Annotated in this window: 24 protein-coding genes and 3 pseudogenes; 14 read left to right on the top strand and 13 right to left on the bottom strand. The window is 52.1% G+C overall.

Annotated elements, in window-relative coordinates:
• Positions 1-56: 56 nt before the first annotated feature.
• From BW686_RS21835 to BW686_RS21815, 5 genes are all read right to left on the bottom strand, one after another.
• The gene (locus BW686_RS21835) at positions 57-323 is read right to left on the bottom strand and encodes a hypothetical protein (protein ID WP_046463358.1); all 267 of its coding nucleotides are present in this window, start codon (positions 321-323) and stop codon (positions 57-59) included.
• 424 nt (positions 324-747) lie between these two features.
• Positions 748-1,155 carry a TetR family transcriptional regulator gene (locus BW686_RS21830; protein WP_080946545.1) on the bottom strand — a complete coding sequence of 136 codons (408 nt, stop codon included), beginning with the start codon at positions 1,153-1,155 and terminating at the stop codon, positions 748-750.
• A gap of 6 nt (positions 1,156-1,161) precedes the next feature.
• Positions 1,162-3,048, bottom strand: a complete 1,887-nt coding sequence (locus BW686_RS21825; RefSeq protein ID WP_256899118.1) for an integrase — start codon at positions 3,046-3,048, stop codon at positions 1,162-1,164.
• Positions 3,045-4,724 (bottom strand): hypothetical protein, encoded by a 1,680-nt coding sequence (locus BW686_RS21820; RefSeq protein ID WP_011104630.1) that lies wholly within the window; start codon positions 4,722-4,724, stop codon positions 3,045-3,047. The genes BW686_RS21825 and BW686_RS21820 overlap by 4 nt, the downstream gene beginning before the upstream one ends.
• Positions 4,721-5,863 carry a tyrosine-type recombinase/integrase gene (locus BW686_RS21815; RefSeq protein WP_046463486.1) on the bottom strand — a complete coding sequence of 381 codons (1,143 nt, stop codon included), beginning with the start codon at positions 5,861-5,863 and terminating at the stop codon, positions 4,721-4,723. The genes BW686_RS21820 and BW686_RS21815 overlap by 4 nt, the downstream gene beginning before the upstream one ends.
• Positions 5,864-5,915: 52 nt before the next feature.
• On the opposite strand from BW686_RS21815, the pseudogene BW686_RS21810 reads away from it, so the two are divergent.
• A pseudogene (locus BW686_RS21810) lies at positions 5,916-6,342 on the top strand (Y-family DNA polymerase); the annotation flags it as partial.
• On the opposite strand, the pseudogene BW686_RS21805 reads toward BW686_RS21810, so the two are convergent.
• Positions 6,333-6,815 (bottom strand): annotated as a pseudogene (locus BW686_RS21805) (TIGR03756 family integrating conjugative element protein); the annotation flags it as partial. The pseudogenes BW686_RS21810 and BW686_RS21805 sit on opposite strands and share 10 nt — an antisense overlap.
• Complete coding sequence (locus BW686_RS21800; protein WP_074845283.1) at positions 6,812-7,285, bottom strand: TIGR03757 family integrating conjugative element protein; 474 nt, start codon at positions 7,283-7,285, stop codon at positions 6,812-6,814. The pseudogene BW686_RS21805 and the gene BW686_RS21800, both read right to left, overlap by 4 nt.
• A gap of 249 nt (positions 7,286-7,534) precedes the next feature.
• On the opposite strand from BW686_RS21800, the gene BW686_RS21795 reads away from it, so the two are divergent.
• The 8 genes from BW686_RS21795 (at position 7,535) to BW686_RS21765 (ending at position 11,523) form a co-directional block, all read left to right on the top strand.
• Entirely contained in the window at positions 7,535-8,215 is a 681-nt protein-coding gene (locus BW686_RS21795; RefSeq protein ID WP_032624596.1) for a site-specific integrase, read from the top strand.
• Between the two features lie 109 nt (positions 8,216-8,324).
• Positions 8,325-8,453 carry a hypothetical protein gene (locus BW686_RS27250; RefSeq protein WP_255300967.1) on the top strand — a complete coding sequence of 43 codons (129 nt, stop codon included), beginning with the start codon at positions 8,325-8,327 and terminating at the stop codon, positions 8,451-8,453.
• A 162-nt stretch (positions 8,454-8,615) separates the two neighbouring features.
• Positions 8,616-8,981: a hypothetical protein gene (locus BW686_RS21790; protein ID WP_024659460.1), complete on the top strand. Its 366-nt coding sequence runs from the start codon at positions 8,616-8,618 to the stop codon at positions 8,979-8,981.
• Positions 8,982-8,991: 10 nt separating this feature from the next.
• The gene (locus BW686_RS21785) at positions 8,992-9,657 is read left to right on the top strand and encodes a competence protein CoiA (RefSeq protein WP_024659459.1); all 666 of its coding nucleotides are present in this window, start codon (positions 8,992-8,994) and stop codon (positions 9,655-9,657) included.
• A gap of 115 nt (positions 9,658-9,772) precedes the next feature.
• A complete protein-coding gene (locus tag BW686_RS21780; protein ID WP_084919547.1) occupies positions 9,773-10,000 on the top strand; it encodes a hypothetical protein in 228 nt (75 codons plus the stop codon).
• 32 nt (positions 10,001-10,032) lie between these two features.
• The gene (locus tag BW686_RS21775) at positions 10,033-10,266 is read left to right on the top strand and encodes a hypothetical protein (RefSeq protein ID WP_084919546.1); all 234 of its coding nucleotides are present in this window, start codon (positions 10,033-10,035) and stop codon (positions 10,264-10,266) included.
• 137 nt (positions 10,267-10,403) lie between these two features.
• Complete coding sequence (locus BW686_RS21770; RefSeq protein WP_084919545.1) at positions 10,404-11,165, top strand: NYN domain-containing protein; 762 nt, start codon at positions 10,404-10,406, stop codon at positions 11,163-11,165.
• Positions 11,166-11,172: 7 nt separating this feature from the next.
• Positions 11,173-11,523: a hypothetical protein gene (locus BW686_RS21765; protein ID WP_140409383.1), complete on the top strand. Its 351-nt coding sequence runs from the start codon at positions 11,173-11,175 to the stop codon at positions 11,521-11,523.
• Between the two features lie 314 nt (positions 11,524-11,837).
• Here the strand turns inward: BW686_RS21765 and BW686_RS27600 are convergent, their stop codons facing one another.
• From BW686_RS27600 to tnpA, 5 genes and pseudogenes are all read right to left on the bottom strand, one after another.
• Positions 11,838-12,554 (bottom strand): methyl-accepting chemotaxis protein, encoded by a 717-nt coding sequence (locus BW686_RS27600; RefSeq protein WP_373271051.1) that lies wholly within the window; start codon positions 12,552-12,554, stop codon positions 11,838-11,840.
• A gap of 159 nt (positions 12,555-12,713) precedes the next feature.
• Positions 12,714-12,968, bottom strand: a pseudogene (locus BW686_RS27595) (HAMP domain-containing protein); the annotation flags it as partial.
• 1,192 nt (positions 12,969-14,160) lie between these two features.
• On the bottom strand, positions 14,161-15,687 hold the full coding sequence (locus tag BW686_RS21755) for an IS66-like element ISPsy43 family transposase (RefSeq protein WP_084919542.1): 1,527 nt from the start codon (positions 15,685-15,687) through the stop codon (positions 14,161-14,163).
• A 155-nt stretch (positions 15,688-15,842) separates the two neighbouring features.
• Complete coding sequence (tnpB, locus tag BW686_RS26625; protein WP_140409384.1) at positions 15,843-16,106, bottom strand: IS66 family insertion sequence element accessory protein TnpB; 264 nt, start codon at positions 16,104-16,106, stop codon at positions 15,843-15,845.
• A complete protein-coding gene (gene tnpA / locus BW686_RS26620; protein WP_084919541.1) occupies positions 16,103-16,435 on the bottom strand; it encodes an IS66-like element accessory protein TnpA in 333 nt (110 codons plus the stop codon). Before tnpA ends, tnpB begins: the two co-directional genes overlap by 4 nt.
• 150 nt (positions 16,436-16,585) lie before the next feature.
• Here tnpA and BW686_RS26940 point away from each other — a divergent pair, with 150 nt between their 5' ends.
• On the top strand, positions 16,586-16,744 hold the full coding sequence (locus BW686_RS26940) for a hypothetical protein (protein ID WP_158102013.1): 159 nt from the start codon (positions 16,586-16,588) through the stop codon (positions 16,742-16,744).
• A gap of 111 nt (positions 16,745-16,855) precedes the next feature.
• Here the strand turns inward: BW686_RS26940 and BW686_RS26935 are convergent, their stop codons facing one another.
• Positions 16,856-17,032: a hypothetical protein gene (locus BW686_RS26935; protein ID WP_158102014.1), complete on the bottom strand. Its 177-nt coding sequence runs from the start codon at positions 17,030-17,032 to the stop codon at positions 16,856-16,858.
• Positions 17,033-17,664: 632 nt separating this feature from the next.
• On the opposite strand from BW686_RS26935, the gene BW686_RS27245 reads away from it, so the two are divergent.
• From BW686_RS27245 to BW686_RS21720, 4 genes are all read left to right on the top strand, one after another.
• Positions 17,665-18,042, top strand: coding sequence for a hypothetical protein (locus tag BW686_RS27245; RefSeq protein WP_256899106.1), 378 nt, complete (start codon positions 17,665-17,667; stop codon positions 18,040-18,042).
• Positions 18,039-18,227, top strand: a complete 189-nt coding sequence (locus BW686_RS21730) for a hypothetical protein (protein ID WP_084919539.1) — start codon at positions 18,039-18,041, stop codon at positions 18,225-18,227. Before BW686_RS27245 ends, BW686_RS21730 begins: the two co-directional genes overlap by 4 nt.
• Positions 18,228-18,593: 366 nt before the next feature.
• The gene (locus tag BW686_RS21725) at positions 18,594-19,166 is read left to right on the top strand and encodes a hypothetical protein (RefSeq protein WP_084919538.1); all 573 of its coding nucleotides are present in this window, start codon (positions 18,594-18,596) and stop codon (positions 19,164-19,166) included.
• A complete protein-coding gene (locus tag BW686_RS21720; RefSeq protein ID WP_084919537.1) occupies positions 19,153-19,635 on the top strand; it encodes a hypothetical protein in 483 nt (160 codons plus the stop codon). Before BW686_RS21725 ends, BW686_RS21720 begins: the two co-directional genes overlap by 14 nt.
• The last annotated feature ends 12 nt before the right edge of the window (positions 19,636-19,647 follow it).

The raw sequence follows: 19,647 nt of genomic DNA, 5'->3' as shown, positions 1-19,647 counted from the left end.
CTCCTGCCTTCAAAAAACCTCTCATTGGTAAGAGAGTCAATTGTTGTGCTTTAAAGCTAGCTGTCTAGTTTGGTTTGCTTTATGATGAAATTTAAATAGCGCATCACTTGCTCTTTATCGCTATCTTTTTCTTTTTCTGAAAGTTCTAGGTATGGCGTTTCCATTTGCCGCTCCCATCTATAGACTAGTTCGCGAGGAATCGTCAGGGAACCGTCATCATTCTTTGAGCACTGAGAGTGAAGATATTTCTGCCAATGTGCCCAGCGATCATGTTCGATTGCGGCTAGTGGCTCTAGTAGTTCCAATAAATTTTGCGCTAACATTTGTCTGCTCCTTTGTCCGGTAAATTTTAGTAATTTCTGAGATGCAAAACTGTCGCGACTTATAAAGTAAGTTGGGGGCTCTAGATTCAACTCAGTTCAAAATACCGTGTTTTTCATCACGATTCTAGTTTATTACGTACGTTATCAATCCAATCCTGTACAGCCGAAACGAACTAGAAGCGCAGGCTTACACCCGTCTTTGCCATCTAAATGCCCTTTTTTTGACACGCGGAATGACTGATAGTTGCCGGTTGCAGATGACGCGTTGTCAATTTCAGGTCGACCTCTACCGATGAAGGACACGAATGATACTGGTTACATTCGGTGCAGAAGCTTGCTCAGCCCGAATGCCATTGACTGATTAGAACAGTGACTGACCTTAGCCCGATTTGCGAAGCAGTCGCTACGTATAACTCACGAAATTTCAGCTATCTTTGGGATGCAAAATGGTAAGATTTGATACAGATTGGTTAGCTCGTAGCTCACGATTTTCTGCAGCTAGCATCTCGTTTAAAGAAGCTAGATCAGCGATTTTGACCAATAATTTCTGCCTCTCATCACGCAACAGAGTATTTTTTTCGCGCTCAGCGATCAGATCCTGATGCTTAACTTCACGCTGAACTCGGCTGCTACGTCCTTGAGCATCACGAATGGCTTCAGCGATACCAGGATAGTGATTGTGAATCAGAGCGGTGGAAACACCGGCTTCTCGTGCCACAGCTGCGATCGTTATTCGTGTTTCCCCTGAACGTGAGCGACCGCGTTGAATGCGCAGAAGAGCGAGTTCTAAATCTTTTTTACGGCTGTCAGCAGGCTTGCGTGTAGTAGTCATGACCTTTCACTCCTGAATATAGCCGAGCTCTAGTAACACTGTCTTGCAACGCTCTAGATCGCGGAGAACCCGGCGGCGTCCGCCTTCACCAATGTCATCGTACTGTAGAAGGTCTATCAACTGGTCCGCAGCAGAGCTATATACACTTGCGTGCTGTGCGCCTACAACACTACTTGTGCAGCCACCGCAGCGGGTACGTTCAGTCGAGTTGCCAACACAACGGTCATCATCAGCGGTACACCAGGCGTGCCCGTTGCTTCGAATAGCAGTACTTTCGGCTATCGCTTTAACCATCGAAGAATGATCCTTGAATAAAGTTAAATTATTAGGATCTCGTTTCCAGCGACCTAACGATTTTCCGTATCCGCCACTCAGCGAGTCTGACTCTAGCCACTGGCTGACTGTATCGGTTTTGATATCCCCGAGCTCAGACTCAATCTCATCAAACAAATCCAAGTCGAAATGCTGACCCCAGTCTTGATCCATGGCATAACCTAGTGTCATATTCATAGACCAATGGGTGAAATGCTGACGAAGATATCTGAGATCACCAAACCTACTGTGCGCTGCATAATTTGCAAACTTTCGTCGAAATTGGTGCGTCGCGAGATCCCACGACAGTCCAGCGCGCCTGGAGAACCTTTTTAGGTTCTCATTCCATGTTGAACCGGTCAGCGTTCGGATAACGCGAATGTTATCACTCATGGTCGCTAAAAATAGTGAATCTCGGTGTAACATGGCTTCCGCAGTTAGCGGATCGGCGGGGTTTTGAATTGTTCGCAGGTTTATTTCCGCTTCAATGCGCTGCTGGTATGGTACAGCCCACCGCTCCAGCAGTTCATGCGTTGTTATCGCAATTTCCGGAACCATCCAATCGTGGATACCACTTTTCGTTTTCTGTGTTTCGGTCCTGAGCCAATGATAAACCGTGCCGTCATCGCCTTCTGTAGAATGCCGGCTACCAGTTTTAAGATTTGCTAGCTCATGGTTTCTACAGCCAGAAACGCTTGCCAGCACGATGTAACATGATGTCCTGAGGTCAAGCAGGGCCAAGTTGAACGCCACCAATCCTCCAATCCAGCCGCGTTCAGTCAGCCGACGATTCTGGGCAGATTGGGTCATCCTGAACACTTGATGCTGCAGGGAGAGCGCGACACTATCCAACTCATCTCGAAGATCTAAGAGCCAGCTGCCTTTTGTAATGTTTTGGTGCGCGGCACTGAATAATGCGCAGAAAACATCATCAGGTATAATTGGTGTCTTGCCCGAGGTGCTATTAGCCAAAGCGCTGGATGCCCGAGCGATTGATGCAGCGGCTCCATTTGGCCAGGGATGCCGAGGCATTGGGTCAGCAGTGTACTGACTCAGTTCATATATTGCTTCAACTGCAGCAAAGCGTCGCGTTAATGAGCTCGCAGACAGCGGTTTACCTTTGTAGCGATTGGTTTGGATTATTGAGTAACAGGTTTGGATGTAGGAAGTACATGCCAACGTAACCACAGAAGCCATGCTGGTAATTTGAATGGATTTCAAATAATGGACGAATGGTAGAAAGTTCTCAAAAAGGTTTCGCACGGTACTTGCACTTGGCCGCTTTTGTCCAGGCAAACCTCTTCTCATATACCTAAACAGAATTAACTTAATAACAGGTTGGAACTCAATAGGAAGTCTGTTGAAATCGACTTCCCTAGCGTGGTAGGGAACGTTCGATGGAAATCCGTTTAATCTCCACGTTGAGTCACCCAATCGGCTAGTGACTACCCATAAACCTTCGACCTTGATAGCGCTTATGATAGTTAGATCACGCTCATTGGCAGGGATTTGCTCGATATTGACAGGGAAAGATTGCTCCCAGTGGTCATCTAGATTTGGGTCATCAATACTTGCGTTCAAAGAAATGCCTCTAATGAGTTCAATGCATCGCAGGTCCAAAACGGGTGCGGAGTATTTCTGGCGCGAGTTCGCGCTATCTCGACCTCTTCAGGTTTAAATATTTTCCTGCGCAAACCTTCTTCGATGATGTAGTTGTCGATAAGGCGAGGGATATGGCTTAGTTCTTTCTCCCAACGTATCTTGCCTATGCTCGATCGTTCAGAATAAATTCGATAGTAAAAGCTGAACAGCTTGTAAAGATCGTCAGCTGTCACCGCGTAATGCTTGCAGCGCACGCAGTTGAGGAAGGAAAAACATACCCCTCCGCTAGATTTTGGTGCGAACTGGCCTTCTTCAGGATCTCTGCATTTTCCAACGGGGGTGGGGTGAAACGTTGCACCAATAGTTTTGGTCATGAGTTCCCGAACTAAAAACTCGCCCATAAACTTCCAGTTTCGCTTGGATTCGGTGGTTGGCCTTAGATAGTCTTGCTCTGTCACAGCGGGTGTATTGCCTAGTGCAATTGCGGTAAGCTGAATATTTCCGCCAAGCAATTCATAAATACGGTTTGCAAATGTTTTGCGCAGTCTAGAAACATTCAGCTGCAATGGCTTTCCATCTGTGTCCTTAAGGTCATACTCCTTAACTAGTTTCTGAATCGCGAATTTCAGCATGGCATCGTTTAGCTCGACTACCTTTCCCCGTGCGGACGCAGCCTGTCCACGATAAATCCAGGCGCGATTGGCGATGTCCTCCGGTGCGTCGCTGAGCAGGCCACTGGTCAGGTGCAGAACTCTGCGTATGAGTTGTTCGATGTTTGTTCTAACGGTCGGAATGGACTCAAGCGCTCGATCTTGTGGAGGTGGGGAACGAAGTGTAGATTTGTATGACGTGTGGCCTCTGCGCTTCCAGAGCACTAGAAAAGTAAGATTGTCTTTAGGATGTGCCCGCAGGCAGTTTCTATCCATTTCCAGCAGTGGAGTTGTGTTACGGCCGGTGTGCAGAGCAATCGTTAACAACGCATACGAGAGTAAAGAGCTCGTGATAACTACATCATCCTTCCAAATAGGCGCGGTTGCTAATTTCAACGCAGCCGCTACTTCTTGACGTTGACGCTTGGGAATAGGCGACGGCCCATCTGTTTTTGGAGTGTTTGGAAAAGGGTTTTTTGGGAACGTGGCATGGTCTCCAGAATCAACATATGCAATCAGACCACGAGCACATAAAGCCATTAAAATTGACTTGGCAGCTGTGAAGTTGGATCGCTGGGACTGTCTGCTTATTGCCAGATCGTTCAGATAACCAAGAAATCCATCAATTAGACTTCGATCAACATCTGCCAGACGCAACTCACGCTCGTAAGCCTTAGCACGCAGCATGACGTAGTCTAGAAAGTGTCTTAAACCACCTTTGCAGAGGCTTGCAACGGTGGATGGCTCAATGTCGCGATCTTGCCTTGCAACAAATCGTTCAATCTGTCGTTGACACGCGTACGCAATTTCATCAATGTCAGCTCGATACCATCTTTCAAAATCAATCCACCTCATGCGCGTGGCATTTTTACCAATATCAACTCGAGTCACTTCTGGCGGAAACCGATCGGTTAATTTGAGCGTTTGATTCTCAGTGCTAAAGTTATGGTTGACGGCCGGAATGGAAAGATCCGTCGTTATGAAGGTCTTCTTCTTACCTGTCATGCAACCTCACTAAGATTTGCTAACTCGTCGTCATACGCAAGAACTGCTTCATCGGCTAAGGCGTTGACTAGATGCAAGTAAACCATTGTAGTTTGAATCGAGCTGTGACCGAGCTGTCTTTGCAAGAAAACCAGAGGCTCGATTTCGCTGTTTTTCTGTAGCGATAAAAGCGTTTGCGTAGCATAGGTATGGCGTAGCATATGCGTGCTTACGACTATGCTGACTTTCTTGCCGATATTGCGTATTGTTCGGCATATGCTTTTACCGAAATCTGCATAAGGCTCGCCTCTGTGATTCAGAAAAAGCTCCTTAGCATTGGAATTCGCCAGTGTGGATCGTTCTCCACGCATCTTCGTCAGGTACGCATGGAGTTCTAGCATGAATCGTCTGCTGATGAAGATGTCCCGCATCTTGCTTCTCTTGGTACGCATGCCTGTTCCATCACGAGGGTCGAGGCGGATTTGAATGTTGCGTGAAGTGTTTTTCCCTTTTTCTGGGTTAAACACGTATGCAGTGGGAAACGACGCGATCTCGTCTTGGCGCATCCCTGTATGTAGAGCGAACCGAATCATCATGCGATGGTGGGGGTTCTGGGCGTGTGTCAGAAGTTCTTTAACTTCACTCATTCTGAGGAAGCGTGGCAGACTCTTGGTTAGCACCGGCAGCACGTCTTTAACGAGCACTGTTTTCGACGCTATTGGATGACGACTAGAGTTGAAAGAACGGGATTTTACCTCTCGCGAAACTTCATTGTAAGGTAACTTCTCAGTCCATTTGTTTTTTAATGAGAAGTCGTAAAACTCACAAACATATCTCACGCGTTGCCGTATCGTTGAGGTGGCAAGGCTGCATGTATCCCGGCAGTAATCCCTATAACCGGTGACAAGATCCTTTTTCTCGCCACGATCAACGTCCTTCCAGTGGAGACTATGCGCCTGGAGAAAGCTGAAGTAATCGTAAAGAGCCCGGCCTGTACTTTCCCATGACCTCCTTGAGCCAATCTCTCCCCTGAGCAACGAAGCGCGAAGGAATTCATTGACGGGCGCACAGCTAGCCATGCTGTCCCAAAGCAGGATTGGAAATCCTGCGTACGAATGACCGGCAATCTTGAACGATGATGTTGCCCAGACCAGCTCCATAGCGACAATCCCGAATCTGAGGATGACTGAAAAAGTAGCCTATTGAGTCAGAATGTTTTCTCTCCTAACTGATTGCAAGCCCCCGATCAACTGCTTCTATGCCAGCTGCGAGCGTGTTTTTCGTCCAGATCTGGAGAAGACGCCCATCGTGGTACTCAGCAATAACGACGGTTGTGTCATCGCTCGAAGTTACGATGCCAAGCCGTTTGTGAAAATGGGGGCCCCCTATTTTCAGATCAAAGAGGTGTTGCGCCGCCACGGCATAAAGGTGTTCAGCAGCAACTACGCGCTCTATGGCGACATGAGCGAGCGTGTCATGTCGATCATCGAGTCGATGGTGCCAGCCTCCGAGGTCTACAGCATCGATGAGGCGTTTGCAGACCTCACCGGGGTCCCTGGCGATCTCACAGCGTTCGGTCGACGCATCCGGGCGAACATTCTTAAATGCACTGGCATTCCTGTGGGTGTGGGTATCCAACGTGCTCAACAGGTAGGGCATGTAGGGCGTGGCCGCGCCCTGACACGCATAGCCCGAAGCGCTGGCAAAATTACTGAATGTCGCACCCCCGGGGTGGCCTATGACGTCAGCGTTTTTGAATTTGGCCAGGCTATCTTCGTTATTGTGATTGGTGGTCCCGTCGCCGCCATCCTGAGCGAATGAAGTTGATGAGCTCAACGAAGATACTTCTACCCAAGGGTTTTCACCGGTATTCGAATAGCTTGAGACCACCGCGTCTGGAACGAAGTGGCGAACCTTGGTCGACGTCTTCACCTTGCATCCAAACGGGGTGCAAAGCAGCCAGTAGCAGATACCGACCACTTTGTATTCCAGGCAGTCAGGCGACAGGGTTGAGGCGACCAGGGTGGCAGATGTCACCGTGCCCGCTGCTGCTGGCCAAGTTGAGATCGACAGGGCAAGGGCTGTCCATGCTGGGGGCTTTCGCAGGTTCATCGCGGTGCCTCCCCTCGGCCAGATGCATTTTGGTATTTAGCGGCGGCGCGCCATTGGGCAATGCGGTATTCCGCCGCTATAGCGTCGGGTTCGCCATAAACGACAAATGTACGGTCGACCACCACTGCTGGGACCTTGGTCACCCCGATACTCCAGGCGTCTACGAGGTTTTGTTGAGCTGAGGACAAGTCTCGTTGCAAGCGCTGAGCGTCGTTGCTCTTGAGGCGTTGCTGCATGATCGCAACGGCTTGTTGCTGATTCGCCGGCAGTCCTTCAGATAGCTTGGCCTCAAGCCGTTCTGATTCGTCCAGGAGGATCACCCGGACATGTGCAGGTGCCTGAACTGGGTGGTTCCGGTCAGTAATGATCCACGTCTCCGCGTTCGCGAGGGGGACCTGTGTGGCCGCGATCAAGATCAGGAAGGTCATGGGGTTCTTGCAATTGAAGCGATAGGGTCTGGAGGGTGGCATTAGGCAGTACCTGCAGGTGGTGTCAGGTACAGAAAACGCGATTCATGAACTGTCGTCAGTAGGAAACCGTTATCGGGACGGTTGGGGTTTGGTGGCGTCTGCCTGGATCATGCGCTCACCACCCAGCTGGAGGTGCCGTAGCATTTTCCGTGAACACCTGGCACGCGGGCCTGTAAGCTATTCAGGAGGCCCCTTGCTAACTCTCTCAGGATCGCTCGCGATTCGTCACCAATCCTGACAGAGAGCCCCATGACTGCATCCATCCGCCGAGCAACATCCCTTCGCCCTGGACAATTCAAACACTTAATCCGCGTAGCATCTGTGACTGGCCGTTTACCAGAGCGCGACGTGATGCTCTTGTGGCTCACACATACCACTGGGGTTCGCGTCACCGAATTGGCCTTGCTGGAGGTCGCTGATGTGCTGTATCCCAGCGGGGCTATCAAGCCCGAAGTGTACCTACGCGCAGAAATCACCAAGGGCTGTCGACCGCGCAATGTGTACCTGACTCATCCACGATGCCTTGCCGCCCTGGAAGGCTGGATCTCAGTCCGCTTGCGCCGCCGCTGGGGCCTTTCCGGCATTGAAGAATACCGAGGCCTGCGCCCAGGTTCAAAACTGGTCACTACACACAAGGGCCAAGCATTTGAATTGGCGTTCAAGCACCGCCAGCTGGACAGTGGGCCAGAGGTGTACCGGGCCTGTGATTCGCTCCAACAGACAATCAGCAGGCTTTATCGGCAGGCGGGCATAAAGCAAGGTTCATCGCACAGCGGACGGCGCTCGTTGGCGGCAAAGGTGCTGGCTGCGACTGGCGACGTGGAGACGGTACAGACCATCCTCGGTCATGCTTACCTTGATCACAGCAAACCCTATTTGACTGTGGATCAAGCAACAATCCGACATGCTTTTGCGATTGCGCTGGCATAGTGGCATCAGTAGTATTGATTGGATCCATTTTTCCGGGGTCGAACCTTCCTTTAGCCTGCAATATTGTGGGCTATAGGGGTAAGCGATTTTAATTTTAAGGAGAAGTCTTATGGCTATTAAACCAGGCCCAAAGCCAATTGCTAAATCAACCGGCGAAGTAGATAAGCGTCGTCGTGACAATAAAGATACACAAGGAAATAATCCCGATTTGAAGCCTAGCAAGTCCTCAAAGAAATAGGTTTTAGCTGACAGAAGCTACCATGACGGTAGCTTTTTTCATTGGATCATGGGGCTTTTTCGTGAGCGTCGGCAGTGCCGGATTGGCCCAGGTCTGCGTTGCATGGAGCTGGAGCAACAGGCCCGAGCCCAAGCGCAGTCTTAAGGGAAGGAGGAGCCCCAAATGGGAGAAGCAAGGCAACGTGGTACTCAAGCAGAGCGCTCGGCCCAATCCGCTGAAGCAAAGCGTAAAACCGCCGAGTCGCTTGGCCTAGTCCGGCGCGATTTGAATGACGTTCGTGAGGAATTGAGACTTCCCCAGGATGCTCCTTTTCTCGGGTATGTCGTCCACATTCCAGCGAGCGATGAATTTCTAGCGGACTTTAAGGATAGCCCGCTCGCTACATCCCGAAGCTGGACAAAGAGTCCGGGGCTTGCGCAGCGGTTCGAGCACTTTGCCGACGCCTATAAGCTCGCCCGCGAGGATCGAGAGATTGTTGTGGGGCTGTTCGAAACCGCTACTCAGTTTGTAGTCGCTGAAGTCTTATAGGAATTCCTAAATGCGATATGCGAACGTCAACGGAGTGAAGTCTGAGGCACAGCCCAAAATGCGAGGGGTATGCCGCGCCTGCGATGGGGAGGTTGTTGCCAAATGTGGAAAGCATGTCATTTGGCACTGGTCTCATCTGTCCTTGAGCACCTGTGATCGCTGGTGGGAGGCCGAAACAGAATGGCATCGACAGTGGAAGGATCGGTTCCCGGAGGACTGGCAGGAAGTCGTCCAATACGAAGCACTTACGGGCGAAAAACACATCGCCGACGTCCGCACGGAGCATGGAGTGGTTGTCGAGTTTCAACGTTCCACTATCGACCCAGCAGAAGTAAACGCTCGTGAGAGTTTCTACCAGCGAATGGTGTGGGTAATCGATGGGTCAAAAAGTGAGTTTGACTCCGTAAATTTTTCCAATATGCGAAGCCGACCTGATGCCGATGGATTTGCATTTTTTCGATGGTACGGCAGGAGCAAATTGTTTCACCGTTGGCACACAACAACGCCGGTATTCATCGATTTTGGTGACAAGTACGGTTTCTGGAGAGTGTGTAAATTCGATCCTAAAAGCAAAGAGGGAGTCGCGCTTCTGGTAGATCGCTCACTGTTCACCGCTGCGTTGATTCAAGGGACGTCAGATTTCAGCAGAAATGGCGGGCCGGCGTCCGATTTCTGATAGATAGGAAAGCGCTGCGGATCTGCCGCCCAGCTACATCACAAGCCCAGCCCATGTTGGGCTGAGCCCTTAGAGGACCCCGCATCGGAGTCCGCGCCATCGAAGGAATGATGACATGGCTACTGACACCCCAGACAGCAAGATTGCCCACGCGCTGGACTTGATTGACACCGCCAAACATCCAATGGATGTGCGTTATGCCACGGCGTATGCAAATGGCTATATAGATGCGCTGTATGAGGCCAAGATAGTTGCTGCGCCGGCAGTGCAGTGCTATCGCGATGATGCACAGACGCGCCGGGCTCGGCGACTGACTGAGTTTGGCATTGGCGACCAAGGCTGATCAGCTGTCACCCATAACGAGGAAAAAATCTCATGGACTCATCTTCCCAAGCAAATGCCCTGAGCGACGCTCGCATAGAGATTGCGCGCATTTCTGACTCATCAAACGAACAGATCCTTGCGCAGCAAACCGCGTATGCAGCTGGGTACATCCGATGCGCGCAAGATCAAATGCTGATTAGCGCTGATCAGTGGGTCATCCTACTCGCGGAGATCGAGGCTGAAAAACAGTCCTGGAGAGGCCGTCAGGCAGCATTACAGAAGTAGGTGAAACGCGCCGTGGCGCGACGTGCGAAAGTTGAGGAAAAGTCGTTTCACTACCAGCCCAGTCAAACGGGGCTATGGCGGTAACAGAACGAACTCTGCACGTTCGTTGACTGCAACAATTCATCATGGAGGATCAGATGTCTCTTCAAAATCTTGGTGACGCCCGAGTTGCTGTATTAGTTGATTGTGACAACGTATCTCCAGCCGTGCTTGAGCATGCGTTGCTGGTCGTAGCCCAGTTCGGGCGAATCGTATTGAGACGTGGATACGGAAATCACGGGACGTTAGCTAATAAATGGCAGGATGCTCTGGTGAGGCTGGCTTTCACCCCCTGTCTCCAGTATCAGTACGCCTCTGGCAAAAATACCTCTGATATAGCTTTGGCCTTGGACGCGCAAGAAGCTCTTTTTGATCAGCGAGCTGACTTGTTCTGCTTGGTGACAAGCGACTCCGACTTCGCTTATCTCTGCCGAAAGCTTCGCGAGCGCGGCGCAGCCGTATGCATCGTAGGCGAAAGTAAGACACCTGACGCGCTCAGAAATGCAAGTGATCAATTCTTTGAATGGCGTAGCGAAGGCTTGAACACCGATTCGTTTACCCCGATAGAGCAGCAAACGAAAACTGGGGCTACACAAACGGATCATCAAGTCCCGGTAGTAAAACGACGTCCGAGGTTTGTAGTAGAGGCTGTGTCGCTTCTGACTGGTAGCACTGCAGAAGGGAAGGTCACCCTGAGTGGCCTTGGAAGCTACCTGAAACGCACCGATCCGGGGTTTTCTCCTGCTGAGTATGGTCATTCAGGCCTATTGGAGATGGTTAAAACCTATGACCTGCTTGAGGCCCAAATGGAACTTGGTGGACATTGGACGTTGCGCTTGGCTACTGAAACGAAATCATAGGAAAAATATGACCACCTACGCACGCCAGTCACTATCTGTTGTTGCTTCAATCTTGCTATCAGCCTGCGGTGGGGATGGTGCTCACGACTTGAGTCCGCAGGACCAAATGACAAGAGAAGCGATGTGCGTGGCTGCATCAGAGCGCTTCGCGCTCTATGAGGATGCAAAAAAGCATTTCGTTCATGGCGTTGATGCAGCTTCGGAATACTTCAGATCGTCTGGCAAAGCCGCCCAGTTCCCTAAAATGATCAACGTAGCTCGATCATCACTTGTTTCAAAACCTAATGAGTTTATGGCTACAGTTATCTCAACCATGTGCAACGGCCAAGTGACAGTTGGGCAGGTTGAAGACTTTTAGGCACCAATGGATGCCAATCTCATCACCCCAAAAGTTGTAGGAAATCGCTGCCACACCATAAGCCCCGCCAATCGGAGCTGAGTCAGTGAAAGGCCGCCTATTTCGCGTCCGCGAAGCCTAGGAAAATCCAATGGCAAGCAGTAACCGTCCGGGCAACTCATCTAGCGTAGCTGGCTCTATTGTTTTACGAGATTGCGCAACGATGAAGCTCAGCCCTCAATGTCGATCAGGGACTGCCGGGCATCATCACCCCAGTCAGACCCGATCAAAGCACTTTCTCGTGCTATCAACAATTGAAACGCTTGAGATTCCTTTCAAGCGTTGCTGGATAACTTAAACTTGCCGACTACGCTGCGAAGTTCATTAGCGAGCAATGAAAGCTCGTCAGCCGTTACGGCGTTGTCCTCTACGCCTTTCATGACGATTAAGCTGCTGTTTCGAATGCCGATGACGTTGCGATTGATATCCTCTGAGACCGAATGTTGCTGCACCGCCGCACTTGCAATCTGAGTGTTCATGCCCACAATTCCGTCTACTGCTTCATTGATCTGGTTCAGGCTGCCAGACGCTTGGCTCGCTGCCTGAATGCATTCCCTAGCTCGGGTTTGCCCAGCTTTCATCTGTTGAACAGCGGCATCAGTAGCGCCTTGCAACTGTTGGATGATCCGTCGAATTTCTTCTGTGGAGTTTTGTGTGCGCGAGGCCAGAGTCCGCACTTCGTCAGCCACGACCGCGAAACCACGGCCTTGCTCGCCAGCTCGCGCCGCCTCGATGGCCGCGTTCAGGGCCAGCAGGTTAGTCTGATCCGCGATGGTACTGATGACCTCGATGACACCACCGATTTCTTTGCTGTGTGTCGCTAACGCTTCGACTTTGCTTGCACTGAGCTCCACTTCGTTGGCCAACGCCTCAATAGCGGCACTTGTTTCAATCATAACTTTCAAGCCGTCGTTAGACGCACTGCTTGCAGATTCAGCGGCACGTGCTGCGCCCTCGGTATTCTGGGCCACGTCGGCAACGCTCGCGGTCATTTCGTTGATGGCAGTAGCAACCTGCTCGGTTTCAGCCTGTTGTGAGTTCATTGAGGCTTTGGCTTGGCCTATGGAGATCTCTAGTCGCTTTGCCGCATCTGAGACTGAATGCGAGCTACGCTCCACCTGGCTCAGTGAGCCAGAGAAGGCCGTTACCATGCGGTTAAGTCCCTCGCCTACATCACCGATTTCATCGTGGCTGTTGATTCGGACGCGCGCGCTCAGATCGCCTTGAGCAATACGTGCCGTCACAGCTAGGAGCTCATCAACCCCAATCCGCAGAGCCTTGTAGATGCCGACGAACGCATAGAGCAGCAGTATCGCAATGGCGATAAATAGCTCAGTGCCGAAAGTACGCTCATTACTCAGTGTATTCAGACGCTCATCAATTCGAATTCGCAGCGATTCCTGCATCTGATCCTGAGCTTTGTAAAACTGAGCAACGACGGCGTTTCCACGCTCGCCCAAGGTGTTGGCATTCACGTTTGAGCGCTTGCTCGGATCAAGGTAGTCCACCAGGTCTTTACGCAGATTTTCCAGGTCGGTAATGGCTGTTGTTACAGACGGCTGAACTACACCATATAATTTCGGCTCTTCTCGGCGAAGCAGGGAAAGGCTCTGCTGCAACTCTTGACGCATTAGCAGCTCCTGTTTCAACAAAGTCTGGGCAAAAATACGAGTGGTGTCGTCCAGAGGACGGTCAGCGCTAAAACCGCTGGCCAGACCGCGAATCTGTCCGACCAGATTTATTTGCCGAGGCAGACGTATAGAGCTTAGATCGATGAGGTACAACGAACCTGCTTCTTCGTCCAAAATCATGCCGGAAGTGGCCGTAATGTAGTAAACGAAATTCATTAGGTCGGTTAACTGGTCGTTCCACGCGGAAAAGATCACCAAAGGTGCTTCGCCTGCTTTGGCGCGTTCAACCAGCTGCACACTAGCGGTACGCAACGTCTGAACTCGGTCTGTCGTTGCCAGTTGGGTGCTAAATTTTGCGTCCTGCGCAGCAAGAGTCGCATAGGCATCGTTAAGCTTTTCAGCATTGCGTGCTGCATTGGCTACTGCGTTGGTGTCACCGCTGAGCATGCCGTGTGTCAGCGCCCTCTGAATCATGGTTAGACGCAGGATAGGGGTGACGTCCAACAAGTATTGTTGACCCACCTGTTCATGCTTGATGCCCGTGATGCTCGTGTTCAGTGAAAGCATCACCCGGGTGCCTAGCAGGAGCAGAGGAATCAGGACAATAAATCCCAAAATTGCGAATTTCATGGGGAATCGAACACGGTTGGTAACGAACAGGGCAGGCGCTAATAAATTCATCGGGTTCTCGATCACTCAAGGTCTGTGAGTGCTTTCTTAGGCGTTAAAAAGTGCCCATCTCTCATTTATGGTTATGAGGTAATGAAAGCATTCCAAGAGATCTTCCTCAAAAGCCGCTTACTCTCCTTTGTTACAGGATCGAATTGCCGCGCTTCTCTTGGTACGAAAACTATCGGCTGAACCGGGCGAAGCTGTAGGGAGGAATGCATGGATAACCAGCATAAAGGCTAAGTAGACCGGTAATGGCACCAGTTGGAGGTGCGTCCGGGCATCCCGTCTTGCGCAACTAAACCGGTCGCCACCTATGCGGTAGTAGCTCCGCAATCTCACTTGCCCGCTGCGTCGGCAGGCGCGTGAGGACGTCCTTCAAATAAGCATACGGATCATGGCCGTTGAGTCGCGCCGATTGGATCAAACTCATGATCGCCGCTGCACGTTTACCGCTGCGTAACGATCCCGCGAACAGCCAGTTCGAACGCCCAAGAGCCCACGGCCGGATTTGATTCTCGCACCAGTTATTATCGATGGGCACGGCACCGTCATCGAGATAGCGCGTCAGCGCTATCCAGCGTTTGAGACTGTAATCCAGCGCCTTGGCGATGGCCGAACCCTCAGGCACAAGCTGTCTTTGGGCGATCATCCAGGTATGAAGTGCGTCGGCGATTGGCGCTGCTTTTTCCTGCCGTATTCGCTGCCGATCACCCGGCTCCAGCTCTCGGACTTCTCGTTCAGCTTCGTACAAGGCCGCGATGTAGTTCAGCGCTTTTTCGGCGACCTGGCTCTTGTTGGTCACGTGCAAGTCGAAGAACTTCCGGCGGGCATGGGCCATGCAGCCGATCTCCGTAACGCCCAGTTCAAAGCCTGCCTTGTAGCCGGCAAAGTCATCGCAGACCAGCTTGCCGTTCCAACTGCCCAAGAAGGCTCGGGAATGTTCGCCAGCGCGGCTCGGGCTGAAGTCGTAAACGACCGCCGCCAGGTTGGAGAACTGACTGGTGGCATAGGCCCAGACGTAAGCGCGATGAGTTTTTTTCGCACCAGGCGTCAGCATTTGTACCGGCGTCTCGTCGGCGTGAACGACGTCGTGCGTCAGCACGGCTTCGCGCAGCGCATCAACCAGCGGCTGTAATTGCACGCCGCAGTTGCCCACCCACTGCGCCAAGGTCGAACGGGCGATGGGCAGCCCGGCGCGGCCGAAGATTTTCTCTTGGCGATACAGCGGCAGATGGTCGGCAAACTTGGCCACCATGATGTGGGCCAGCAGGCCTGCGGTCGGGACGCCTTTGTCGATGACGTGCGCCGGTACCGGCGCCTGGATCAGTGTTTCGCACTGTTCGCAGGCCCACTTTCCACGGATGTGGCGTTCGACTGTGAACACGCCGGGCGTGTAGTCGAGCTTTTCGCTGGCGTCTTCGCCGATGCGCTTGAGTGCGCAGCCGCACTGGCAGTGGCTGTTGTCCGGTTCGTGATGGATCAGTGTGCGAGGAAACTGCGGTGGCAGCGGTGCGCGCTTGGGTTGCTGGCGCACTTTGGCTTCGACAGGTGCCGGTTGCAGCGCCTCAAACTCGGCTTCGATAGCGGCGATATCCGTATCGATCAAGTCGTCGAGCAGGCTGGCTTGATCCGGGCTCAACTGCTCGCTGCGCTTGGCAAACTTGAAGCGTTTGAGCAGCGCGATCTCGTGGGCCAGCTTCTCGTTGACCGATTTGTGATGAGTGATTTGCTTGTCCATCGTCTCGACGCGCTGGATCAACTGCGCCGCCAAGGCACGCAGTTCTTCAGGGTTTAATTGATCGAGATTCGGATGCGAAGTCATGCCGCCGATTTTGCCAGAGAGGGCTAGTGGCGGCGATAGACTGATGGGCCAATTGCGCTGGCAAGCAGGCCATGGCAGGCGAATTAGAGCACCGTGATGGCTGCTCCGGAACCGACGCGTTGCCAAGGCAAGCCGAGCACCAAGGCTTGAAGTTGCTATGCATCCAACTCGACTTCAGAGCCGTGCCGCACGCCCGGCCAAAAAAAACGTCCTTGATTCAAGCGCCGGGCAGCAAGCCAAATCCCCAAGCCATCATGCACCAGCACTTTCATGCGATTGGCACGACGGTTGGCAAACAGATAAGCACAGTGCGGCTTCGCCGCACCGAACACCGCCACGACCCGCGCCAGCGCAGTTTCAGTGCCTGCGCGCATGTCCATGGGCTCGGTGGCAAGCCAGATGGAGTCGATGCGGATCATCGCAGCAGGTCTCGCAGGAAAGCAGAACACGCCGCTGCATTTTCTGCCGGCCAACTCACCGCGACTACGCCTTTTGAATGCGGCACTTCGATTCGGATCGTGGCAGGAAGGGCCTGATGCATCGGCACCGGCGGCGATGTCTTGACCGGGATGAAGGCGGTTTGAAGTGTCAGGTTTTTCTGTGCATGCACCCGAATCCATTTATGGACGAGGTTTGCATTGAGGTTGTGGGTCAAGGCGACATTGGCAATTGAAGTGTCAGGTTGGGCGCACTCAGCAATGACCTGGGCCTTGAAGGACTTGGAATAGGAACGGCGTTCTTGTGGCATGGGCGTCCGCTTAAAAAGGCTAAAAATGGTGTCCACCTATATTTGGGTGGACACCATCGCCTCAAGCGACGGTGTCAGGAAGGTGTGTTGCCCGGACGGTTACGGCAAGCACAGGTGATTCACCGATCATCGCAGCGGAGCGCTTGGAAAATGCAATCCGAAGTGTCGACCCGCGCAATCCATGACGCCGGCAATCGGGGTGTGACTCAGGCCGAGGTTGTACGACTGGAGAGCACCTGCACGGGTGCTGATTACGATCACAAATTCGCGCTGCGCAGCAACCGACTTGCGCTCAGCGTAGACAAGTAGAAATACTGCATGCACCACAACCCCCGAGTTTACCGACGAGCTGTAGCACCTGAATCAAAAAAGGACCCCGCACTTGGGCTAAGTGTGGGGACCTCTTCTTTTCCGTCTTAATTAGCGTTTGGCCTTGTGGAGAGCTACCGCCTGTTGAAAGCCAATCTGCACAAGATTGATGGCCAGGGCGTTGTGACCACCTGCATCTGCCACACGCCTGTTGGCTGCTGCTGCTCCAAAGATCCAAGTGCCGTCTGGCATTTGGTAGGGGGCATAGAAATTAAAAGGTGCAGTCATGTCGTGTACTCCAAGATCAAATTACGCCTGCTCTGGAAGCAGGAAGCGAGTTGTGCGGCTAAGCCGTCACATAGGAGAAACGGCCCAACCGCGTTGGCTGAAAAGGCTCATATCGTAGGTTTTATCCATCGTTGACCCCTCAATATAGGTATCAAATCCTTTGGGAACAGCCAATGGCGAAATAGCTAGCGAGGCCAAATATGTGACGTGCGGTACATTTGCGCTCGGTGTTAACACTGCACCTTATAGGTGGAGGAAGCCGTCAGCTGCATTATCTATCCCTAGCCTTAAAAACTCGGGATACGCCAGTAGACATAATAGGCAATGTTGCCTATTATCTTGATTAGGCAATGTTGCCTATTACAAATTAAGCGAGGGATGCGTGGACAATCGCACACGCTATCGGCAGCTGCTGGATACCTACAGCATTACCCAGGCCAAAAGCGCTGAACTTATTGCAGCGGTTACAGCACGGCCCTGCTCGGTGCGAACCGTTCGCTCATGGCTCAACGATCCCGAAAAGCCAAGCTCAACACCGTGTCCTGATTATGCGGTTGCGAATCTGGAAAAGGCCATTGAGTACATGCAACGCGCCTTGACGCGACGTGCCGAAAGTTGAAGGAAAATCGACGATGAAAACAACACCTGTAGGTACGTTCGTCATTGGTGCGGAGTCGCGATCCAGCGGCAAAGGCAAAAGCCCTTTGAGTGATACCCAGGCGAAGGCCGAGGTCATGCTTTCCGAATACCGGCATGCTTTGAATGACGGGCTAGGCGCGGCAGAGGGTGACGCGTTCGAACTCGCGTGTCTGCACTACCTTGGCAACCACAAAAATGTGGGCGTTGCTTGGATGAGGGCGGCGACGACTACAACGGTGCAAAAGCGTGGGTCGCGGTTGACCCTGACGCGGAATATGAAATCGTGTAACCCCAAGCCTCGCTTCGTGCGGGGCTGGGTCAGTAGAAAAACACCACATTTGCATAGAAAAGACACAAGGAACGTCGTATGAAACTCGTAGTTGCACAGTTGTTGGCAGTTGTCGTCGCTATATGCCTGTTTGAAGCTGGCCAGAGCGATTCGGACCTGGCGTTCAGCAAGGCTGGGCTTGTTGCTCTCGCATTGTCATTGGCTTTAATGGTCGCAGGCCTGGCTGTTGAAGTCTTTGAATGGCGTCGTGAAGTGGCTCAGGCTTGATAGGCAGGATTGCCTATTTTGCAGCGGTTACTTCGCGGCATTGTGCGGTGTGGAGAGTTCGGTCGTGGATCGCCGCTGAAAACGTGAATCTGTAGGAGATGTAGCTAACGCGCCTTGGGCTACGCCTCGGCAATCACTACTCGAGTCGCGGAAAATGCCCAAGACCCGTCATCGAGTGGGGCAGCGGCAGCAGGAGCTCACGATGCGCATCAGGTAGAATCCGACGCAGGCCGTTTAAAGTTGGATGGTCTGCGGTAAGTGGCTAGAGCTTAGGCCTTTCTGCACTGCGTCTCATGCCTCTGGGCTAGAGGCGGGTCGTCATTAAAAGCGCGTTTTTCGCGCATGCCATAGGTAGGAATGAAACAAATGATCAAAGAGATATTCTTTCCTGGTAACGATCGACAGCCGTGTGTAGCCCGGTACGGTATCAGGATAGACCCCAGTCACGGCATTGCTCGGGCCGAAATTGTAGTTATTCAGACTAACCGTGAGGGCTATCCTGCGATGGGCACCAGCCTCTACAACACGGAAGATGGCCGTAATATCATTTTAAACAAAATTCTTGAAACCGATCTGCGAGGGGTGCGCGTTGAGTTTGTCAGTTTCTACGTGATTCTTGATCTGGAACATCGCCTAGAAGGGCTGAGGCTGCCGATCCGTATGGACTTCGAGGACTACATGAAGCGCGGCAATCCTTACGGCATTGAAAGCATTCCCGCAGAGAACATTGCAGGCAAGGTAATGCAGTGGATAGGAAAGGGAGACAAGGCATACGCCTACCACAGCATTCATGTTCAGGGCGGGTGCGCAAATTTCTACACGGATCTAGACGATGAACAGCGAGAGTCGGTAAGCGCTAATAAAGCCGCCGAGTTATTCCAGGCAATCGGTTACGAGTTTAACGCTGAGTCAGGCTTCTCAGGACGTGTCGACGGGTAGCAACGGAGCGTTAGAAAGCCTGCGCTCCCTGTTCTATCGTTCGATCCTGATGCAGCTGGCAGGGTACGCAATGGATCCCCTGGGTGTTGACTACCGTTTAAAATTAGGACGTAAGATGAAAAGTTTTTTTGCAGTGGCAGCCCTTGTTGTTATCGGTACAGCTCAAGCAGATACACCTCCAAGCATGCCCGAAACTGCGACAGAGATTACCCCCCGAGATAAGTGTTTTCAGATGATAAGGGGTCATGCGGATCTCGCAGCGGCTAAGCGTGAAGAGAGGATTCTTAGGCTGGTCGCAGGGTCGGGTGGCGAGGATAAAAACGGCGACTTTGTGTGCGCAGCCCAATTTGAACTGGTGACGGACAAAGGCGAGGGCAAACGCACCCCTTGGCTGTCGTACACTTTGTTTTCAACCGGCGACCAAAGTGAATCTCAAAGGAAGCTCCAAAACGCCGTTAACGGGCTCTGATATCTCACAAAA

The sequence above is a fragment of the Pseudomonas syringae genome (genome assembly GCF_002157375.1).
In the GTDB taxonomy this organism is placed as follows: domain Bacteria; phylum Pseudomonadota; class Gammaproteobacteria; order Pseudomonadales; family Pseudomonadaceae; genus Aquipseudomonas; species Aquipseudomonas syringae_T.
Note: the sequence above shows the minus strand (reverse complement) of the source record. Positions and strands in the feature narration are given on the sequence as shown.